The organism is Collinsella sp. TF08-11AT (assembly GCF_003437035.1).
In the GTDB taxonomy this organism is placed as follows: domain Bacteria; phylum Actinomycetota; class Coriobacteriia; order Coriobacteriales; family Coriobacteriaceae; genus Collinsella.
In genome coordinates this window covers 161,639-180,432 of the sequence record NZ_QSRL01000002.1, presented here as the reverse complement: position 1 = coordinate 180,432, position 18,794 = coordinate 161,639, and the positions used below count along the sequence as shown (strand labels likewise).

16 protein-coding genes are annotated in these 18,794 nt (G+C 61.5%); 9 read left to right on the top strand and 7 right to left on the bottom strand.

Annotated features, from left to right (window positions below; genetic code table 11):
- Nucleotides 1-130: 130 nt before the first annotated feature.
- Nucleotides 131-1,801, bottom strand: coding sequence for a phosphoenolpyruvate carboxykinase (ATP) (pckA, locus tag DXC79_RS02695; RefSeq protein WP_199408627.1), 1,671 nt, complete (start codon nucleotides 1,799-1,801; stop codon nucleotides 131-133).
- 352 nt (nucleotides 1,802-2,153) lie between these two features.
- Between pckA and DXC79_RS02690 the strand changes: the two genes are divergently transcribed.
- Nucleotides 2,154-3,722, top strand: a complete 1,569-nt coding sequence (locus DXC79_RS02690) for a lipopolysaccharide biosynthesis protein (RefSeq protein WP_233502952.1) — start codon at nucleotides 2,154-2,156, stop codon at nucleotides 3,720-3,722.
- Nucleotides 3,723-4,109: 387 nt separating this feature from the next.
- On the opposite strand, the gene DXC79_RS02685 is transcribed toward DXC79_RS02690, so the two are convergent.
- Nucleotides 4,110-4,949 (bottom strand): metallophosphoesterase, encoded by an 840-nt coding sequence (locus DXC79_RS02685; protein ID WP_117635001.1) that lies wholly within the window; start codon nucleotides 4,947-4,949, stop codon nucleotides 4,110-4,112.
- Between the two features lie 253 nt (nucleotides 4,950-5,202).
- Here DXC79_RS02685 and DXC79_RS02680 point away from each other — a divergent pair, with 253 nt between their 5' ends.
- From DXC79_RS02680 to DXC79_RS02670, 3 genes are all read left to right on the top strand, one after another.
- Complete coding sequence (locus DXC79_RS02680) at nucleotides 5,203-6,804, top strand: potassium/proton antiporter (protein WP_117634999.1); 1,602 nt, start codon at nucleotides 5,203-5,205, stop codon at nucleotides 6,802-6,804.
- Nucleotides 6,805-7,030: 226 nt separating this feature from the next.
- A complete protein-coding gene (serC, locus tag DXC79_RS02675; RefSeq protein ID WP_117634997.1) occupies nucleotides 7,031-8,155 on the top strand; it encodes a 3-phosphoserine/phosphohydroxythreonine transaminase in 1,125 nt (374 codons plus the stop codon).
- A 72-nt stretch (nucleotides 8,156-8,227) separates the two neighbouring features.
- A complete protein-coding gene (locus DXC79_RS02670) occupies nucleotides 8,228-9,391 on the top strand; it encodes a phosphoglycerate dehydrogenase (RefSeq protein WP_117634994.1) in 1,164 nt (387 codons plus the stop codon).
- Nucleotides 9,392-9,738: 347 nt separating this feature from the next.
- Here DXC79_RS02670 and DXC79_RS02665 read toward each other — a convergent pair whose 3' ends face one another.
- Entirely contained in the window at nucleotides 9,739-10,719 is a 981-nt protein-coding gene (locus tag DXC79_RS02665; RefSeq protein WP_147327470.1) for a hypothetical protein, read from the bottom strand.
- Nucleotides 10,720-10,942: 223 nt separating this feature from the next.
- On the opposite strand from DXC79_RS02665, the gene DXC79_RS02660 reads away from it, so the two are divergent.
- On the top strand, nucleotides 10,943-12,163 hold the full coding sequence (locus tag DXC79_RS02660; protein ID WP_117634990.1) for a M20 family metallopeptidase: 1,221 nt from the start codon (nucleotides 10,943-10,945) through the stop codon (nucleotides 12,161-12,163).
- Between the two features lie 39 nt (nucleotides 12,164-12,202).
- Entirely contained in the window at nucleotides 12,203-12,886 is a 684-nt protein-coding gene (locus DXC79_RS02655) for a DUF1015 family protein (protein WP_117634988.1), read from the top strand.
- Between the two features lie 127 nt (nucleotides 12,887-13,013).
- On the opposite strand, the gene DXC79_RS02650 is transcribed toward DXC79_RS02655, so the two are convergent.
- From DXC79_RS02650 to DXC79_RS02640, 3 genes are all read right to left on the bottom strand, one after another.
- Nucleotides 13,014-13,649, bottom strand: coding sequence for a histidine phosphatase family protein (locus tag DXC79_RS02650; RefSeq protein WP_117634986.1), 636 nt, complete (start codon nucleotides 13,647-13,649; stop codon nucleotides 13,014-13,016).
- Nucleotides 13,650-13,666: 17 nt separating this feature from the next.
- Complete coding sequence (locus tag DXC79_RS02645; RefSeq protein WP_117634984.1) at nucleotides 13,667-14,209, bottom strand: histidine phosphatase family protein; 543 nt, start codon at nucleotides 14,207-14,209, stop codon at nucleotides 13,667-13,669.
- An 83-nt stretch (nucleotides 14,210-14,292) separates the two neighbouring features.
- Nucleotides 14,293-14,964 carry a nitroreductase family protein gene (locus DXC79_RS02640; protein ID WP_158550946.1) on the bottom strand — a complete coding sequence of 224 codons (672 nt, stop codon included), beginning with the start codon at nucleotides 14,962-14,964 and terminating at the stop codon, nucleotides 14,293-14,295.
- Nucleotides 14,965-15,199: 235 nt separating this feature from the next.
- Between DXC79_RS02640 and DXC79_RS02635 the strand changes: the two genes are divergently transcribed.
- Both DXC79_RS02635 and DXC79_RS02630 read left to right on the top strand, forming a co-directional pair.
- Nucleotides 15,200-15,802 (top strand): HdeD family acid-resistance protein, encoded by a 603-nt coding sequence (locus DXC79_RS02635; protein ID WP_117634980.1) that lies wholly within the window; start codon nucleotides 15,200-15,202, stop codon nucleotides 15,800-15,802.
- The gene (locus DXC79_RS02630) at nucleotides 15,803-16,285 is read left to right on the top strand and encodes a DUF188 domain-containing protein (protein WP_117634978.1); all 483 of its coding nucleotides are present in this window, start codon (nucleotides 15,803-15,805) and stop codon (nucleotides 16,283-16,285) included.
- Between the two features lie 132 nt (nucleotides 16,286-16,417).
- Here DXC79_RS02630 and DXC79_RS02625 read toward each other — a convergent pair whose 3' ends face one another.
- The gene (locus DXC79_RS02625; protein WP_117634976.1) at nucleotides 16,418-17,506 is read right to left on the bottom strand and encodes a putative manganese transporter; all 1,089 of its coding nucleotides are present in this window, start codon (nucleotides 17,504-17,506) and stop codon (nucleotides 16,418-16,420) included.
- 171 nt (nucleotides 17,507-17,677) lie between these two features.
- On the opposite strand from DXC79_RS02625, the gene DXC79_RS02620 reads away from it, so the two are divergent.
- Nucleotides 17,678-18,646, top strand: coding sequence for a 3'-5' exonuclease (locus DXC79_RS02620; protein WP_117634974.1), 969 nt, complete (start codon nucleotides 17,678-17,680; stop codon nucleotides 18,644-18,646).
- The last annotated feature ends 148 nt before the right edge of the window (nucleotides 18,647-18,794 follow it).

Below are 18,794 nucleotides of genomic sequence, written 5' to 3'. Positions count from 1 at the left end.
GCGCTTACGCTGCCCCCATCCGGAGAAGGGGGCAATATGTCAGGCGTATTGTAACCCGAGTCATCCGCGCGAGTAAAACCACCACAAAGGTGCCTGTCCCCTTTATGGTGGTTTTGGGTCTGAAGCAACGCTAGTGTCGGAGTCCCAGCAGGCCGCGGCCGCGATGACGGGCGTCGGCGTGCACCTGAGCGTGCGGACCGGCGGCCTTTACGGACTCGGGCAGGTGCGAGTACTTCTTCTCGAAGTTCTCCTCGAACATCACGGCCAAGTTGTGCGCCGCCTCGTCGTAGCGCGCGGTGCTCTGCCAGTACTGGCGCGGCACCAGGATGCCGTCGGGCACGCCGTGGCACGTGGTGGGAATGTCGACGTTAAAGATATCGTCATGCACGAATTCGCTGTCCTCGATGGTACCGTCGAGGGCGCGGGCCACCAGGGCGCGCGTGTAGGCAAGCTCGATGCGATGGCCCACGCCGTAGCCGCCGCCGATCCAGCCGGTGTTGACCAGGTACACACGCGTGCGGCCGTCGGCGATGCGCTCACCGAGCATCTTGGCATAGACCATGGGGTCGAGCGGCATAAACGGCTCGCCAAACAGCGAAGAGAACGTGGGCGTGGGCTCGGTGACGCCGACCTCGGTGCCGGGGATCTTGGCCGTAAAGCCCGTCACGAAGTGGTACATGGCGGCATCGGCCGTCAGGCGTGAGATGGGCGGCAGCACGCCAAAGGCATCGCAGGTCAGGAACAGCACGACGCTTGGAGTGGTGCCCATGCCCTTGGTCCACGCGTTGGGAATGTGCTCCACAGGGTATGCCACGCGCGTGTTGTGCGTGATCGAGATGTCGTCGTAGTTGGGCTTGCGGTTCTCGTCGAGCACCACGTTTTCGCAGATCGCGCCAAAGCGGACAGCGTTGAAGATCTCGGGCTCGTGGAAGGCGTCCAGGCCCTCGCATTTGGCGTAGCAGCCACCCTCGATGTTAAAGATGCCCATGTCAGACCAGCCGTGCTCGTCGTCGCCGATCAGCAGGCGCGTGGGATTGGCCGAAAGCGTGGTCTTGCCGGTGCCGGACAGGCCAAAGAACACGGCGGTCTCGTGCGTGACGGGATCCATACTGGCCGAGCAGTGCATGGGCAGCACGTCGTCCTCGACGGGCAGCAGGTAATTCATGACGCTGAAAATGGACTTTTTGATCTCGCCGGAGTAGCCGGTGCCGGCGACCAGAATCACGCGCTCCTGGAAGTTAATGACCACGGCGGCGCTGGAGTTGAGGCCCTTGATGGCGGGATCGCACTGGTAGCCCGGCGCGGCGAGCACACAGAAGTCCGGCTCGCCGGTGCGTGCGATTTCACGGGCAAGCGGGCGGGCGAGCATCTGCTTAATAAAGAGCGCCTGGCTGGCACGCTCGCAGGCGACAAGCAGACGACGCGTATGGTTGCGGTCGGCACCGGCCATACCGCGAGTGACGAACACGTCGCGCTCGTTGAGATAGTCGACGATGCCGGCCTTGATGGCCTCGTAGCTCTCGACAGACAGCGGGCGGTTGACGGCACCCCAGGCAATCTTGTCGTGAACATCGGGGGTGTCAACGATAAAGCGGTCATTAGGCGAGCGGCCAGTGCGCTCCCCCGTCTCGATCACCAGCGCGCCGTTGGAGGCCATACGACCTTCGTTGCGACGGATGGCGTGCTCGACGAGCTCGGCTGCCGGCAGGTCGACCAGCAGGCGGGGCTGGTTCTCGGCAGGATCTTCGACCAGCGTAATGCCAAAGTTGGACAGAACTTCTGCAGGGGTAATACCTGGCATGGGGCCTCCTTTAAAAGCGCGACACGTGGACGAGGCGCGCACTTTACTCACGTAAAGCCCGTTGTACCCGATATGCAAAAACGTTTTTGCGGCAACGGCGAAGCGCCCGCCCAACGGTCAAAAATCGCACGCAAGCGGCCTAGTCGTTAGGGACACTCTTGAACAGGCAACAACCAAGGAGCGACCCCGGATGCCGGCACTTAGGGACGTTCCCAAAGTGCCGGCACATAAGGAACGTCCCCAAATGCCGTCTACTGAATGGCGCCGCCGAAATTATCGAACAACCTGTTCAAAAACACGAACGAACACCGTCGCGTCTATACTAGAGCGCAGCAATAGAAAGGACTCCGCTTTGAGCATCACGCCCATCGATAGCATTCGCCGCGCCATCGCCCGCCGCAATGGCGTCGCCGACCCCACCGTATCGGACGGGGCGCACGGGCAGGGCGGACGCATCGAGAACGGCCTGTTCCCCGCATCGCACACCGCCGAGGAGCTCGCACGAATCCAAGAGCTAAGCCAGCGTAACGCCGGCGGTCCCGACAGCAGCCAGACCACACGCCGTCGCCGCGATCGCCAACCCGGCCCCATCCGCCGCATGGTCAATGCCTGGTGGAACCGCCTGCTCGGAGCCGTCTACGGCGGCGGCTTCTCCACGCAAGAAGCCGAGTACGAAGATCACGCCACCCGTCGCGACTACCTTTGGAATACCCTGGGCACCGCCGTATGGGGCATGGCGTTTCCGCTGCTCACCATTGTGTCCACGCAGCTTGTCGGCGCCGAGGAAGCCGGTAAGTTCTCCATCGCCTTTGTCACCGGCACGCTCATCATGATCGCGTGCAACTACGGCGTGCGCAATTTCCAGGTCTCGGATATCGACGAAAAAACCTCCTTCGCCTCCTACCAGCTCAACCGCTGGCTCTGCGGAGCGCTCGCGCTGGCATGCGGCCTGGTATACAGCAGCGCCCGCGGCTACGATGCGCAGATGGCCACGATCGGCCTGGGCGTCTACCTCTATAAGGTGATCGACGGCGTGGCAGACGTGTACGAGGGCCGCCTGCAGCAGGCCGACAAGCTCTATTTGGCCGGCATGAGCCAAACGCTGCGTTCCGCCGGCGTCATCGCAGTCTTTAGCGTGGCGCTGTTCCTCACGCGCAGCATGCCCATCGCGGCTATGGCCATGGGTGTTACCGCGATTGCCTCGCTCGTGCTGGTCACCGCCCCGCTCGCCCTGCTCGAAACCGAAAAATCGCGCCGCGTGAGCCTGCGCGAGGCTGGCCACCTGTTTATCCAGTGCGCCCCGCTCTTTGGTGCGCTGTTCCTGTTCAACCTAATCGAGAGCATGCCCAAGTTCGTGATGGAAGGCACGCTGGCCTACAAATATCAGCTGTACTTTAATGCACTGTTCTTTCCGGCGCAGGCTATTTTGCTGAGCATCGGATTTATCTATAAACCGCAGCTTTTGCGTCTGTCGAGCATTTGGGCGAATCCGCGCAAGCGTCGCCGCTTTGACCTGATTATTGTTGCCGTTATGGCACTGATCGTGGTCATTACCGGAGCGTGCGCCGCATTTATGGCAGGCCCCGGCATTCCCCTCATGAGCTTTATGTACGGCCTCAACTTTGGGCGCTACCGCACATTGGCACTGCTAATGGTTGTCGCCGGCGGAGTCACCGCGGCAATCGACTTTATCTACGCCATCATCACGGTGTTGCGCCACGCCGGCGATGTCACCAAGATCTACCTGATCTGCTTCGCCGTAAGCGTGGTGCTGCCGGTGATCCTGATTAAGCTGCTGGGTCTGATGGGCGCCGTGGTGAGCTACCTGGCGGTCATGGCCCTACTGCTGGTGTTGCTGATAATCGAGTACGCCCACATCCGCCAACGCATCGAACGCGACCGTAACCCATACGGCGCCTAATTAGCTGCCCCCGGTCACCGGAATTAACGATGGAATCACCCCGGCTGGGGTCTCGTTGCGGACGATTTGCGACACGCAAAACTAAGTGAGTAGACTTTTGCCGAATCCCTGACCACACCGGCAAAACACAAGTCAGTGACCTGCGGCTTTGTTGAAACAAATTTGCCGGCTGCTCGACATTTCCAAAAAAGTCTACTCACTTAGCCAGCGGGCAGCCAAAAAAGAACCGTCGCGACGTCGTTTGACTCCGTTGCGACGGTTTTTCGAGCAATTTCGCGCTGCCGAGGACGCAGACGTTCCTCGTTTCCAGCACTTACCGAGCAAGAAGGCGCTACTCTCCGAAAGCAGTCAAAAAAGCCCGTCCCAAATTAGCGACCCCTTGCGCCATCATTCTCCAGGCTTGATATTTGCGTAGAACTCCGCACCATCATCCAGGCGCAGGATGCCGACGCGGCCGAACTCGGAGCCAGTGGCGGCGGCGCAGTCGATGTCGATGCGATCGGGCACGCCGGCGGTATCCTCGCCGCCCAGGCGCACAATCTGCCCACGGCCCGACTCCTCATCGAGCCCCGCCAGGCCGCCTACCTCGCAATAACGCCCGAGCGACACCGTTGGCGTGTGGCCGCTCACCACGACCGGACCCTTGCCCTCGGCAGAAAGCAGCCCCGTCGGCGCATCCCAATAGCCGTGACGAATCCACAGCAAGTCATCGGACGACTGCACCGCGAGCATCTGCTGCAGCAGCTCGCGATCGGCACCCACCGCTCCGACGCCATCGGCACAATCGACGCCATGCTCAAGTAAAAACGCGCGCGCCGCCTTCATCTCGATTCCAGCATGTACCAGCAGATACGGGCGCTCCTCGGTCTCGGCCACCGCGTAGAGCGGCAGCGCGGCCATCCATCGCACGAGCTCCTCGTATGCCTCAAATTCCATGTCGTTGAGCTGCTCGCGCGTCGTCCAGCCACCGTTGATATCCCAGGTCTCGGCATCGAGCGGATCCTGGCCAATGATGGCATCGAGCATGATCTGCTCGTGATTGCCCTTGAGCACACGGGCGTTGGGCAGCGAGCGCACGAGCTTAATAACGCCGACCGGATCGGGCCCGCGATCGATCATGTCGCCCAGCACGTACAGCGTGTCGTCGGACGTCAACGAGATCTTAGACAGGGCCTCGTCAAGCGCACGCACGTGCCCGTGAGCATCAGATGTCACATAGATCGCCATGGTACGCCTCTCCTTGCATTGCGGTCTAAGCCCGGCGCCGCAACTAAAACTTCAAGTTGAACTTAAACGTTACCCATTGTACTCCGTTGCAATAAAGCTGGAAAGGGTTTCCGAGCAGAGGCAAAGACGGCAGCCGTCTATGACGATATCGCGCACGCCCGTAATCCGCCCCCATAAACCCACCACCTTTGGGTACAAATAACCGCAGACAACTGACCGTGCCACGCCAACCACCCAGGAGCGGACACTATCCATGAACCAGATACTTCTCTTTATCGGCCTCGTCATCATTTTGTGCCTGACCATCAAACCCGTCGGCAAAAAACTCCCCTTCCCCACCCTCCTCATCTTTATTGCGCTCGGCATGCTGCTCGGCGTCAACGGTCCGGCGCACATCGACTTTAGCGACTACGCGCTCACCGAAACCGTCTGCAGCACGGCGCTGCTATTCATCATGTTCTACGGCGGCTTTAACACCAACATCGACCGTGCCAAACCCGTCGCCGCGCCCGCTGTGCTGCTGAGCACGCTCGGCGTTATCACCACCGCCGGCATCACTGGCGTGTTCGCACACTTCGCACTGGGCTTCGACTGGATTGGCGGCCTGCTGCTGGGCTCGGTCGTGGCGTCGACCGACGCGGCGAGCGTCTTTAGCGTGCTGCGCGAGCACAACCTGTCGCTAAAGGGCGGCACCGACTCGCTGCTCGAGGTCGAATCGGGCTCCAACGACCCCGTCGCCTACATGCTCACCGCGGTACTCGCCACCCTCGCGGCGGGTGGCAACATCGACATTCCCGTGCTGCTGACCAAGCAGATCATCCTGGGCGTGGGGTTGGGCCTTGCCATCGGCTGGACATCCAGCCGTCTGATTGAGCGCGCACACGCAACGGCCGAAGGCGCGCAGACCATCTTCTTGTTCGCCGTGGCGATCGTCGCCTACGCACTGCCGAGCTACCTGGGCGGCAACGGCTTTTTGGCCGTATACCTGGCAGGCATTGTGCTGGGCGCGAGCGACATCACCGGCAAGGTCGAGATGGCGCACTTCTTTGACACCCTTACCGAGATGGCCGAGATGACGATCTTCTTCTTGCTCGGCCTGCTCGTCACGCCCGCGCGCCTGCCGCAAATGCTGCTACCCGGCCTGGCGCTCATGGCGTTTATGCTCTTTGCGATCCGCCCCATCGCCGTCGGTCTGCTGCTGGCGCCCTTTAAGACGAGCCCTCGCCAGGTTGCGCTCGTAAGCTGGGCGGGCTTGCGCGGCGCGGCTTCGGTCGTCTTTAGCCTCTTTGCTGTGGTGGCCGGCGTTCCCGGCGGACACGACCTATTTGACCTGGTGTTTGTGATTGCCGTATCGAGCATTGTGGTGCAGGGTTCGCTACTGCCGGCGGTGGCGAAGAAACTCGATATGATCGATGCGGCCGGCGACGTGCGCCGCACCTTTAACGACTACCGCGACGAGGACGGCATGTCGTTTGTAAAGCTCAAGGTGGGCGCTGGCCATCCGTTTGCCGGGCGCTCGCTCGCCGATATTGGCAGCGCGACGGACATGCTCGTGGTCTTGGTGCTGCGCGACGGGGCGCACCCGGTACTGCCCAACGGCGATACCGTCATCGAGGAAGGCGACCTTCTGGTGATGGCAGCCCCAACGTTCGAAGAGCGTGCCGAGGTTACGCTGCGCGAGATCACCGTGACGCCCCACGGTCGCCTGGCCGGTCAGCGCCTGCGCGACGTGCCGCAGGGCAAGCACCCGTTTATCGTGGTGATGCTCAAGCGCGAAGGCCAAACGATCATCCCCGACGGCGACACCCTCATATACGCCGGCGACGAAGCCGTCATCGCCACGCTCGCGTCGTAGCGGCCAGGGGTTAGCTAATTTGCGACGAAGAAATCAAGCGCCTAGAGAACCTCATGCCTTCGCTCGCAGATTTGGATTTGCCCGAGGAGTAAAGCACCCCTCCCCCATGTAACCATCCTGTAAATCATAGCAGCGCAGTCGAGTTTTACCGTGATGCGGTCGCGCCTGGCGCTCCACTGTGCTAAAGTATCCCGAACGTTCAAACGACTACGAGGGGAACTAGAAGATGGCACGTGTGCACAACTTCTCAGCTGGCCCGGCCGCGCTGCCTACAAGCGTGCTCGCCGAGATCGCCGACGAGATGATGGACTACCGCGGTTGCGGCATGTCCGTGCTCGAGATGAGCCATCGATCTAGCATGTACCAGCAGATTATCAACGACGCCGAGGCAACCCTGCGCCGTCTGCTGAGCATCCCCGACAACTACCGCGTCCTGTTTTTGCAGGGCGGCGCCACGCTGCAGTTTGCGGGCATCCCCATGAACCTCATGCGCCGCGGCCGCGCCGGCTACGTCGTGACCGGCAACTTTGCCAACAAGGCGTACAAGGAGGCCGCCAAGTACGGTGAGGCCGTGCTGCTCGCGAGCTCCGAGGACACCAACTTCGACCGCATTCCCTACATGGCCGACGTCAACGCACGCATTGCCGCCGAGGCCGCGGGCGAAGGCCTCGACTACGTCTACATCTGCCAGAACAACACCATCTTTGGCACCATGTACCACGAGCTGCCCGCTTGCGGCGATGTGCCGCTGGTCGCCGATGTCTCGAGCTGTTTTCTGTCGCAGCCGCTCGACGTTGAGCGCTACGGGCTCATCTACTCCGGCGCGCAGAAAAACGCCGGTGCCGCGGGCGTGACCGTGGTCATCGTTCGCGACGACCTCATCGCCGAAGGCCCCGCCTTTGCGCAGACGCCGCAGTACCTGGACCTCAAGACCCAGGCCGCCAAGGGCTCCATGCTCAACACGCCTAACACCTTTGGCATCTACGTATGCGGCAAGGTATTCCGCTGGGTCGAGGAGACCGGCGGACTTACCGCCATGGCCGAGCGCAACTGGGCCAAGGCCAACCTGCTCTACGACCTGCTCGAGCACAGCGAGCTGTTCCATGGCACCACGCAGGCCGGCAGCCGCTCCATCGCCAACGTCACCTTCCGCACCGGCGACGCCGAACTCGACACGGCCTTTGTCACAGGCGCGGCCGAGCACCAGATTCAAAACGTCAAGGGCCATCGTCTGGTGGGCGGCATGCGCGCCAGCGTCTACAACGCCGTAACCATGGAAGACGTGCAGGCACTTGCCTCGTACATGAAGGACTTCGAAGCGCAGCATAGTTTGAGTCCGCGATCTAACTAGCCCGCAACGCGCGGGCCGACCAGCCATCTCAAACCACCCTGTTTAGATCAAAACCTGCTAAGGAGTTTTTCCATGCGTAAGATTAAGACCATCGACGACATCACCAAAGACGGCAAAGTCGAGTTTGGCGAGGGCTACGAGTTTGTGGGCACCGCCGAGGAGGCCGACGCTATCCTGATGCGCTCCACCGACCTGCACGGCTACGAGCTGCCCGAGGGCATCCGCGCCATCGCCCGCTGCGGCGCCGGCGTCAACAACATCCCCGTCGAGGAGTACGCCAGAAAGGGCGTCGTCGTCTTTAACTCCCCCGGTGCCAACAGCAACGCCGTCAAGGAGCTCGTCCTGGGCATGCTGGTGCTTTCGAGCCGCGGCGTCGTGCAGTCGATGAACTGGGTGCGCAACAACGCCGACGACCCCGAGATCCAGGTCGATGCCGAGAAGGCCAAGAAGGCCTTTGTGGGCCGCGAGCTCAAGGGCAAGCGCATCGGCGTCATCGGCCTGGGCAACGTAGGCTCCAAGGTCGCCAACGCCTGTGTCGACCTGGGCATGGACGTTTACGGCTACGATCCGTTCATTTCCGTCGAGCACGCGTGGGTGCTGAGCCGCGAGGTGCAGCGCGTGGGCACGCTCGAGGATCTGTGCCGCGGCTGCGACTACCTCACCGTGCACGTGCCCAGCAAGGCCGATACCATCGGCATGATCAGCACCGAGCAGATCGACCTGCTGGCCCCGGACGCCGTGCTCATCAACTACGCGCGCGAGACCATCATTGACGAGGACGCCGTCGACGCCGCCCTGCGCGCGGGCAAGCTCAGCTGGTTTAGCTGCGACTTTGCCACGCCCAAGACCGTCAAGATGCCCAACACGTTTATCACCACGCATTCGGGCGCCGGCACCGGCGAGGCCGAGGCCAACTGCGCCGACATGGCCATCAGCGAGCTCAAGGATTACCTGGAAAACGGCAACATCGCGCACAGCGTCAACTACCCCGCCTGCAGCATGGGCAAGGCGCGCGCCGCAAGCCGCATTGCCTGCCTGCATGCCAACGTGCCCAACATGATCGGCCAGATCACGGCCATTCTCGCCAAGGACAACGCCAACGTGCAGCGCATGACCAACGAGTCCGCTGGCGAGAACGCCTACACCATGTTCGACACCGATGAGCACCTGGACGGCAGCACGATCGAGGCACTTAAGCAAATTCCGTCGATGTATCGTGTGCGCGTGATTAAATAGCGCCGGCGCCAATCCTGCCAGACAGACCACGAAGCCCATTCGGCCCCCGTTTTCACGAAACGGGGGGCGATTTTGTTGCTCCGGACGTCTTTAAAATGATACCCAGAACAAGTTTTTTCAGATAATCGATAGTGAGGCTCCAGTCGCTAAGCACGCCCGCTTTGATAAACAGCTTTATCAGGGACTTTAGTAGGTAAAAATCGGTCTCTATGTGCCGAATGTAAGTTGACTGTCTATTTTCCGAAACAACTTATTCTAGATAGCATTTTTAGGGTCCCTCCAAGGCAAAATTGAAGCCTTTTTGCGACCAGAACTCTAGCTCGCGCTACCGTTTACCCACCGCGCGACTACATTCCCGCCCAATCGATAAAAATCTCCTCACGAAGCCGCCGTTCGAGCTCCTGCTGTCGCGGCGTCTTGTCTTTCAGCGGCACATCGAGATAGGACATGATGAGCTCCATCACCACGCGGAAGGCATCGAAGTCGGCCAGCTGACCATAGGTCATCAGAACGACGGGATATCCCATCGCTTGCAAGGCCGTCGTTCGATCGGAGTCCGAGATCTTGGATTCAATGGATCCGTGAATGGCTTTACCTTGGCATTCAACCAGACACTCTCGACTGCCGTCCTTATTTGCCAGCAGGATATCGGCATAGCGCCTATCAAGCCCCGAAATCAGGCGGGCGCTGCGCGTCATACGAATCTCAACGTTATTGGTAAGGCTCAGCCCTTCGCCGCCGCGCAACCTCGTAAGGCCAAACAGCATCGAAGCCTGGACCTCGAGCGGCGATGCCGCCACCCCCGTAATGCATTTCGCGGCACGCGTGAACGATTTAGCGCCGCGGAGCCCCGGGATCTTATCGACGTACTCGGTAAGCTCAGAGAGCTCGATCAAGGGAGGTCGTTTCCACAAGTCCGTTGGATTCCCCGAGACATCCTTTACGTTTTCCCAGCCCGACCGTGCGTCACTCCATCGGCTCCCATATGCCTGCTCAAGTGCCGACTTTACCTGAGGCGCAATCTTGCACACGGCAAAGGTGCCGCACATCTCATACATGCACATGATTAGACGCTCGTTTGAGACCGAGGAAGCCAGAGTCAGCAGGGTAAAGAGTGGGGACGCAACATCGAGGCCAAACTCCGTCTGCCGCACGGAATCAAACGGCCTCTCCCCGTTCCAAACATGCCTGACAATGCGATCGCCCTTACGTCCGCAGCTGCCCTGCGCCAACACGTGTAACGGGGTGCCCAGGAAATGCGTGACGAGCGGATGCTCACATAGGTGCTCCCTGCGCGGATCGTCCGCAGAATCGGGCAGGTCCGGCATTATTGCCAAGACCTGTGGAGGTATCCGGTGATACCGAAAGGCAGATATGTCGCACAGCATGTCGTCCATGAAGGGTACGTACCCGCTGCGTCGCTTGTGAACCCGCTCGGACGGCAAACGCGCTGGCTCGGCCTGCGAACGGTAAATACTGCCACGCCCACGTCGCGGATCTCTCAGGAGGCTTACAATCGGTTTGGAAAGCAAACTGATTGTGAGGTTGCATATGGTTGATGAGGACTTTGCCTGGCGGCTTGCGCAGGAGCTTGTGCGGATCGAAAGCTCAGACCCGGGCGCGTATGAGGACGAGATCGAGCGCTTCATTAAGAGGCTCATTGAGCAGCAGCTGGCACAACTTGATAGTTCTGCGCTCGATGCCGTGCAGATTGAGGAGCTCGAAGTGCTGCCCGGGCGCCGCAACCTTAAAGTCACCGTGCCGGGCCAAAGCGACGAGCCGCGGCTGATCTATATCTGCCACATGGATACCGTCACCTTGGGCGATGGCTGGGACGCAGACATCGCACCGCTTGGGGCGGTTGTGCGCGACGATAAACTCTATGGCCGCGGTGCCTGCGATATGAAGGGTGGCCTGGCCTGCGCTATTGCCGCACTGATCCATACGCTCGAGCGCGTGGCGGCGGATGGCGCGTTGCCCCGCCGCGGCTTTTCGCTCATCTGCTCGGTCGACGAGGAAGACTTTATGCGCGGCTCAGAGGCCGCGATCGATGCTGGTTGGGTCGGCTCGCGCGAATGGGTGCTGGACACCGAGCCCACCGACGGGCAGATCCAGGTGGCGCACAAGGGTCGCACGTGGTTCGAGATTGAAATGGCTGGCGTGACGGCGCATGCGAGCCAGCCTTGGAAGGGCGCGGATGCCGTCGCCGCCATGGCCGAGGTCGTGTGTTCGCTTCGTCGCGCGTTTGCGGCGCTACCTTTACATGAGGAGCTGGGGCCATCGACCATCACGTTTGGACAGATCGAGGGTGGCTACCGTCCCTATGTCGTGCCCGACCACGCTAAGGTCTGGGTCGATATGCGCCTGACCCCGCCGACTGATACGGCCGCCGCGACGCGCATGGTACAGCAGGCCATTGTCGCTGCCGAAGCCGCGGTCCCCGGCTGCCATGGAAGCTATACCGTGACAGGCGACCGCCCCGCCATCGAGCGCGATCCAGCCTCTCCCCTTCTAGCTGCACTCAAGCGCGCAGCAGACGATGTGACAAGCGCGGACACGACCGTCGGCTTCTTTACCGGCTACACCGATACCGCCGTCATTGCCGGCAAGACGGGCAACCGCAACTGTATGAGCTACGGCCCCGGATCGCTCGCGCTCGCGCACAAGCCCAACGAGTATGTGCCCCACGCCGATATCAATCGTTGTCAGCAGGTGCTAATCGCGCTCGCCGATAACGTGCTCTGGGACGCGAACGGCCAAGTTGGGGCATAATAAGCCGCGAACAAACCGACTCGCGCGTTAGGACCGCCCATGAAAGCACTTCCGTTTCCCTGCATCCGCCCGGCTCAGGACCGTGTGCTCGAGGCGCTGCCTGCGATGGGCGGTATCCTGAGCGGCAACGACGCCCTGCGCGGCGCCATTGCTGACGGCCTAATGCTCAAGGATCCAGGCGCGGCGTATTACGTGTACGAATGCTCGGGCGAGCCGGGACGCGTGACGGGTGTCGTGGCGATCTGCCCGACGAGTGTACTTGCGGACGGCAAGGGCGATGCCAGCGCCGACGTGGCCGCCGCCGCGCGCGCGATCGCCGAGCTCAAGGTGCAGCCGCGCCCCGTGTCGCTCGCCTACGAGGCCTCGCCCGTCATGGATATCATCCTGGGCGCCGCCAAAGAGGGCGCGTCGCTCTACGCCGTCACCGACCCCGCGGGCATTACGCACCGCGCGTGGGAGGTCAAGCGCGAGGACGCCGTCGGGGCCATCCGCGCTATGCTCGACCAAGCACCGGAGCCGGCACTGGCCGACGACCCCGCCTACGCCGCCGCTCTGACCGGGGCGTCGCAGCTGCTGGCCGATGAGGCCCATGCCGCCGGAACGTACACCGGCAAGGAGCCGTTCAACTTTACCGTTGCCGTGCTCTTCCCCGCCGCGCAGGTCAGCGGCGCCGCGCCGCAGGTTCCGACGGGCCTGCTCACGCACCAGGTCGCGCGGTTCTAGCAAGACCAGACCGCCCAGCACAAAAATCGGCAGCTCAACAAACAGGGGCGGAGATGCAGCAGGTACATGCATCTCCGCCCCTTTTGCGTCGAGAAGTTAGCCGACGACCCGTGCCGCCGCGCTCGCGTTATCCGCGCTGCGGACCCGCTACCGCCACCAGCGGCTCAAGACCCAACTCGCGCGCATAATCTTCCTGCGTAAAGACTTCGACCAGTTCAAACGTGTCAGTCGCATCGCCAAACGCAAAATGCAGCACCGAGCAATTGCCCGGCACGCGCTCGCGCTCGTCGGCCTCCGTGCCCTTCACGTGATCCAAAAACTCCTTGATGGCCGACCCGTGGCTCACCGCGAGCACGCACGAATGGTCCGGGCGTCGCATAAGATCGGTCAGCGTCGTCACCATGCGCTCGCGCACCTGCATCTGGCCCTCACCGCCAAACTGGCGATAGAAATCGCGCCACGGGCGCTCGGGCATAAGCATCACGCGCTCGGCCTCAAAGTCGCCAAAGAACCACTCGCGCAGACCGTCCAGGCGCTCGTACGTCATGCCCGACCACAGGTTGGCGATGGTCTGTTCGGTGCGGTGCAGCGTAGAGGTGTAGGCGTGGTCGGGCTCAATGCCGCGCGCACGCAAGAACATGCCGGCACGCGCCGCCTGATCGCAGCCCAGCTGTGTGAGCGGCGAGTCACTCCACCCCTGAATGATACGCTTAAGGTTGAATATCGTCTGTCCATGACGGACCAGATACAGATCTTTATTCATAGGGGTCCTTTCGTTCGTTACCAACCCAAGAGCGAAAACGCCCCATCGCAATAGCCAAAATGAAGCACGGCACCGTTGTCGGGCAGCTCTCCCCCGCCAGTCACATACTCAAGAAACTCCTGGCAGGCTGAGCCGTGGGAAACCGCCAGCACGCAGTCGTGCTGCGGCCTGGCCATGATGCGGGACAGCGCCGCGACCATACGTGCGCGAAGCTCACTTTCCGACTCGCCACCAAAGGCAACCGGATAATCGCCCCAGGGTTGCGCCGGCATCTCGCGGTTTAATGTGCCCTCCAACGAACCCAAATGCCACTCGCGCAGTTCATCGACCAGCTCTATGGAACGACCCTCGCCAACGATAATCTTTGCCGTGTGGAGCGCCCGCCCCAGCGGCGACGAATACACATGGTCAAAGGTCATGCCGCGGTCCTCGAACGCCGCGCGCGTCGCCAGCGCCTGCTCGCGCCCGCGCGCCGTGAGCGGCGAATCGTGCCAACCCTGCAAAATGTTCTTCACATTGAGCTCGGTCTGCCCATGCCGCACCAAATACAGATCGGCCACACGTCCTCCCCTCGCACCACCACAAAGGGGACAGGCACCTTTGTGGTGGTTTTGCCGCCGGATCGCACCGCAACGACGCGCAACTACAGCAGCACGTCGGCAAGCGAACGCTTGGGCACGTGATGCACCTGAGCCTCATCGCGCCAGTAATTGATAGAGCCATCCGGGTTGGAGTCGATCGCGTCGATCACCTGCGTCTCGACTGGCACGCCAAAAGCCATGATCAGCTTGAGCTCATACTTGTCGCCATCGAGCCCCATCGTATCGATCGCGCGGGGCGTAAAGGCCTTGAACATGCAGGCCGCCACCTCGGGCGTGGCGCTGCGCGCGGCGAGCATCATCGTCTGGGCGGCAATGCCGGTGTCGACCTCGGTGATGGGAGCGGCGGGCTTACCCGGAACAGTGCGCTCGGCAAGAATCGCGATGTAGCCGGTCGGGCGCTCGCCCTCATCGGGACCCGGCCAGTCCTTGAGCGCACCGGCCCACGCGAGCTCATCAAATACACGCGCGCAGTCCTCGGCACCGCTCACCACATGAAAACGCAGACGCTGAGCATTGGCGCCACAGGGAGCCAGGTGCGCCAGCTCCGCCAGCTCGAGCAAAAACTCGCGCGGCACGCGCATGGACTCGTCAAATCGGCGGCACGTGCGGGCGCGGCGGACCAGCGCGTCAAACGTGTCCAGGCCAAGCTTTTCGCAACCCTGCTTTGCCATCGATTCGACACTCGACGGTGCCTCGGGAACTGCTTCGTTCATAGGGACCCCCAATACAAGCCAATTGTCCTTAGGAAAATCTAACCTAAAACGTAGGCAATAACGAACAGGGCTGCAATGTTCTACACCTGTTGAATAGAAAATCGCGACGTGGGGAACAACGGAAACAATTCGGGGCCTTTGGGTTACGTTTCGCCCTCCCCGACCCATACGTCAGCGCCCTTAGGGGATACTGGTTGTAACGATCAAGGCTTATGCCGCACGGAAAGGAGACATTATGGGCATCTTTAAGAACGATGACCAAAAATCGAGCCAGTTTGGATTTGACGAGAAAAGCATGGCAGGCAAAGCCGTCAAGGCCGTGCGCTGGATCTACGCCATCACGGGCGTCGTGGCGCTCATTGCTGGTATCGCGCTGCTTTTTGCACCCGCCAAGTCCCTCGTCTTTTTGACGACCGTCCTGGGCTTCTACTTTGTGATTACGGCAGCCATCAGGCTGTTCACTGCCATTTTTGAGCCGCTGCTGCCCACCGGCTGGCGCGTCACGAGCATCATCTCCAACCTACTCATTATCCTGGGCGGCGTCATAATCCTGCGCAACCAGGCCTTCTCGACCGCGACGCTCACCACGATGGTGGTTATCGTGGCCGGCTTTGGCTGGATTGTCGAAGGTGTCATGTCCATTCTGGAGTCCGAGCTTTCGTCCAACCGCGCCCTCGCTATCCTGAGCGGCGCACTTTCCATCATCGCCGGCATGTTCGTGTTTATCTATCCGCTGTGGTCGGCCAAGATGCTCGTCATCTTTAGCGGCGCCGCGCTGCTGGTGTTTGGCGTAACGCTGATTGTTCGCGCTATTCAATTTGGCAAACTGGTGCACTAGATGCCGCGAACGCTCTTTATTGATGCCGACGCCTGCCCGGTCACGCGCGAGTCGATTGACTGCGCGCGGCGGGCGGGCGTCGCCGTTGTTATCGCCGGCAACAGCACGCAAAACCTGGAACGGCACATTCGCCGCGACGACCCGCGCGATGCCGAGCACGCGCGTCGCGGCTTTTGGGTCACGACGCGCGACGTGAGCGTGGGCGCCGACAGCGCCGACTTTGCCATTGTCGAACGCCTGCAGGCGGGCGACGTGGTCGTGACGCAGGACATTGGCTTGGCGAGCATGGTGCTCGGGCGCGATGCCGCCGCCATCGGTGTGCGCGGGCGCGTGTACGACAAGGCGACTATCGATATGCAGCTGTTTATTCGCCACGAGGAAAAGAAGGTACGCCGCGCCGGCGGACGCACTCGCGGTCCGGCAGCATTTACCAGCGAAGACCGCGCCCGCTTTAAACGCAACCTCACCGAGTTGCTGCACTAACCAAGGTAGGTTTTTGGGACATGCCTAATAATCTACCTTTTTGTTTTGCCGATTGACGCGCATCCAACGCCCAGGTCATGGCGGTGGAATTTATGGCATGTCCTAGTTTTACGGCATGCCCCAAACATCCACTTAGAACCCAAAGGCGGAAAGGATAAGGCCCCAGCCAGCGCCGATGACGTACATCATGATCAGGAACACGACATTTTCGCGGGCGCTGCGGTTGGTGCGGAACAGCACCAGATAACCCACGCCGGCGGAAATGAGCGTGCCGGCGAGCATCGGCGCCAGTTGCAGCGCGCCTTCCAGATACAGCTGTGTAATGACCACGCTCGCCGAGCAATTGGGAATCAGCCCGACAAGCGCCGAACCCAGGACAGCGAGTGTCTCGTTGCCGCGCAGGAACTGCTCGATCGCGGACTCGCCGAACGTCTCGAGCACGGCGACCAGAATCAGCGTCACCAGAAAAATGAATACCGAGACCTGCACGGTGTGCGAGATCGCACTGCGGATGATCGACAGGACAGGCGTCCCTTCGTGGGAGTGGGAGTGACCGTGACCATCATGGTGTTCATGTTCGCCCTCATGACCGTGATCGTGGCCATGTCCGTGTTCGTGCTCGTCCTCGTCTTCATCACAACCGCAATGGTCGCGCTCGCACAGCTCGTGGATGTGGTCGGCGCTCACGCCTGCCTCGGCCACCTCGTCGATGATGTCACCGCCGCTGTGGTCGTCGTGCGCGCAGTTCACGTGGGCCGGGTTGGCCGCGGTTCCCAGCACGGTACGGCGAATCGCCGCGTGCGCGCGGGCGTTACGGCGCAGGCCGCGAATGGCAGCGTCCACGATAAAACCCGTGACCAGTGCGATCAGCGCTTTCGAAGCCAAAAGCATCGCCATAGTCTGCACGGGAACCTGCTCGGCAAGTAGCAGCGGCAGCATCTCGTCGGAGGTCGAAAGGAACACCGCCACCAACGTGCCCAAGGTCACGACACGGCCGGCGTACAGCGTGGCCGCCATGGCCGAAAAGCCGCACTGCGGCACCATGCCCAGCAGCGAGCCAACCACGGGACCCGCAGCGCCGGCGCGCTTGATAGCGCCGTTGACGCGGTCGCCCGCAACGTGCTCAAGTGTCTCGAGAGCAAGATACGTCACCAACAAAAACGGCACCAGCGACAGCGTGTCCTTGCCGGCGTCGAGCAGAATATCAATCAGTAAATCCATGACGGATGGAACCTTTCGTGTCTTTCGGCAGCATTGTAAAAGTCCTAGCGGTCAACTAGGGTATTGTAGTTGTCCCGGGCGCGGTGCCAATAGTTGCCTATGGTAAACTATCATCTCGCCATAACTCAGTAGCCTCGAGCCGCACAACGCGGCCCGTCCAAGGAGTAGCATATGAACGTATCGCAAGCACTCGAATACGAGCGCCAGCCGTTTATCCCCATGTTTATCTACGGCGACCACGGCGCCATGGAGTCCGAGCGCCAGAAGGGCGAGGAGGCCCTCAAGGTGCTCGAGACCGAGTACTTTACCGCCGAGGGCGACCCCGGCTTCGACTTTGCCACCGTGCGCGACCTGGCCGACCGCAACCGCGACCTGTGCGACCAGATTGGCGAGGCGCGTCTGCGCAACGTGACGCCCGCGACGCTCTCGCGCGGCCTGTCCGATACCGACACCTGCGCCGCCATCGGCAAGATGCAAAAGCGCACCGCCGCGTCCGTTATGCGCGAAATCCGCGGCGACCGCGACGCGCTCGGCGTGGCCTACGCCCGCAAGCCCATCCAGGGCACCGTGCTCGGTATCGACATCGAGACCACCGGCCGTGCACCCGAGCGCGGCTATATCATCAACGTGGGCTGGGAGATCATGGAGCTCACCAGCGACGCCGTCCCGCATGACGCCGAGGCACACTACTGCGGCCTGCCCGACATCTACCGCGGCGAGGATGTGCCGTTGTCGAATATCCACCACATCACCTGGGACGACATCGACGGCAAAAAGCCGTTCCGCGAGAACAAAGAGCTGCAAAAGCAGCTGCTCAAGCTTATGAAGAAGTACCCGTACATGGCACACAACGCCGCCTTTGAGGACAGCTGGTTCAAGATCCACCTGGACGGCTACGCCGAGGCACGCCGCGCCGGCAAGATCATCGTCATCGACTCGCGCCAGATCTGCCGCAGCCTGGACGCCGACGTGCGCTCGCTCCCCCGCGAGTCCGCCCCAGCCGCGCTCGAGAACTGGGCGCGCCGCCGTGGAACCCTCGCCGCCGACGCCAACGAGCAGCACCTGGGCCTCGACGACACCGACCTCATGCTTCGCACGGTACAGGCCGAGTTCAACCTCAAGAACCTGTTTGCGAAATAGCAACGTCTGAGACAAACACTGCTTGCTCACGAGCGGCCTCGCAGCGGGAAACACCGCAGCGGGGCCGCCCTACGTTCCACAGATAGATCTGCCATCACAAATTCTGAACCCTCATTTTGAACGATTTCGGCCAATTCCCGACACGTAA

Coding starts and splice junctions, on each gene's coding strand:
- DXC79_RS02670 (WP_117634994.1), top strand. CDS start 8,228: ATGCGTAAGATTAAGACCATCGACGACATCACCAAAGACGGCAAAGTC.
- DXC79_RS02650 (WP_117634986.1), bottom strand. CDS start 13,649: ATGAATAAAGATCTGTATCTGGTCCGTCATGGACAGACGATATTCAAC.
- DXC79_RS02635 (WP_117634980.1), top strand. CDS start 15,200: ATGGGCATCTTTAAGAACGATGACCAAAAATCGAGCCAGTTTGGATTT.
- DXC79_RS02685 (WP_117635001.1), bottom strand. CDS start 4,949: ATGGCGATCTATGTGACATCTGATGCTCACGGGCACGTGCGTGCGCTT.
- pckA (WP_199408627.1), bottom strand. CDS start 1,801: ATGCCAGGTATTACCCCTGCAGAAGTTCTGTCCAACTTTGGCATTACG.
- DXC79_RS02620 (WP_117634974.1), top strand. CDS start 17,678: ATGAACGTATCGCAAGCACTCGAATACGAGCGCCAGCCGTTTATCCCC.
- DXC79_RS02660 (WP_117634990.1), top strand. CDS start 10,943: ATGGTTGATGAGGACTTTGCCTGGCGGCTTGCGCAGGAGCTTGTGCGG.
- DXC79_RS02680 (WP_117634999.1), top strand. CDS start 5,203: ATGAACCAGATACTTCTCTTTATCGGCCTCGTCATCATTTTGTGCCTG.
- DXC79_RS02630 (WP_117634978.1), top strand. CDS start 15,803: ATGCCGCGAACGCTCTTTATTGATGCCGACGCCTGCCCGGTCACGCGC.
- DXC79_RS02640 (WP_158550946.1), bottom strand. CDS start 14,964: ATGAACGAAGCAGTTCCCGAGGCACCGTCGAGTGTCGAATCGATGGCA.
- serC (WP_117634997.1), top strand. CDS start 7,031: ATGGCACGTGTGCACAACTTCTCAGCTGGCCCGGCCGCGCTGCCTACA.
- DXC79_RS02665 (WP_147327470.1), bottom strand. CDS start 10,719: ATGCCGGACCTGCCCGATTCTGCGGACGATCCGCGCAGGGAGCACCTA.
- DXC79_RS02655 (WP_117634988.1), top strand. CDS start 12,203: ATGAAAGCACTTCCGTTTCCCTGCATCCGCCCGGCTCAGGACCGTGTG.
- DXC79_RS02625 (WP_117634976.1), bottom strand. CDS start 17,506: ATGGATTTACTGATTGATATTCTGCTCGACGCCGGCAAGGACACGCTG.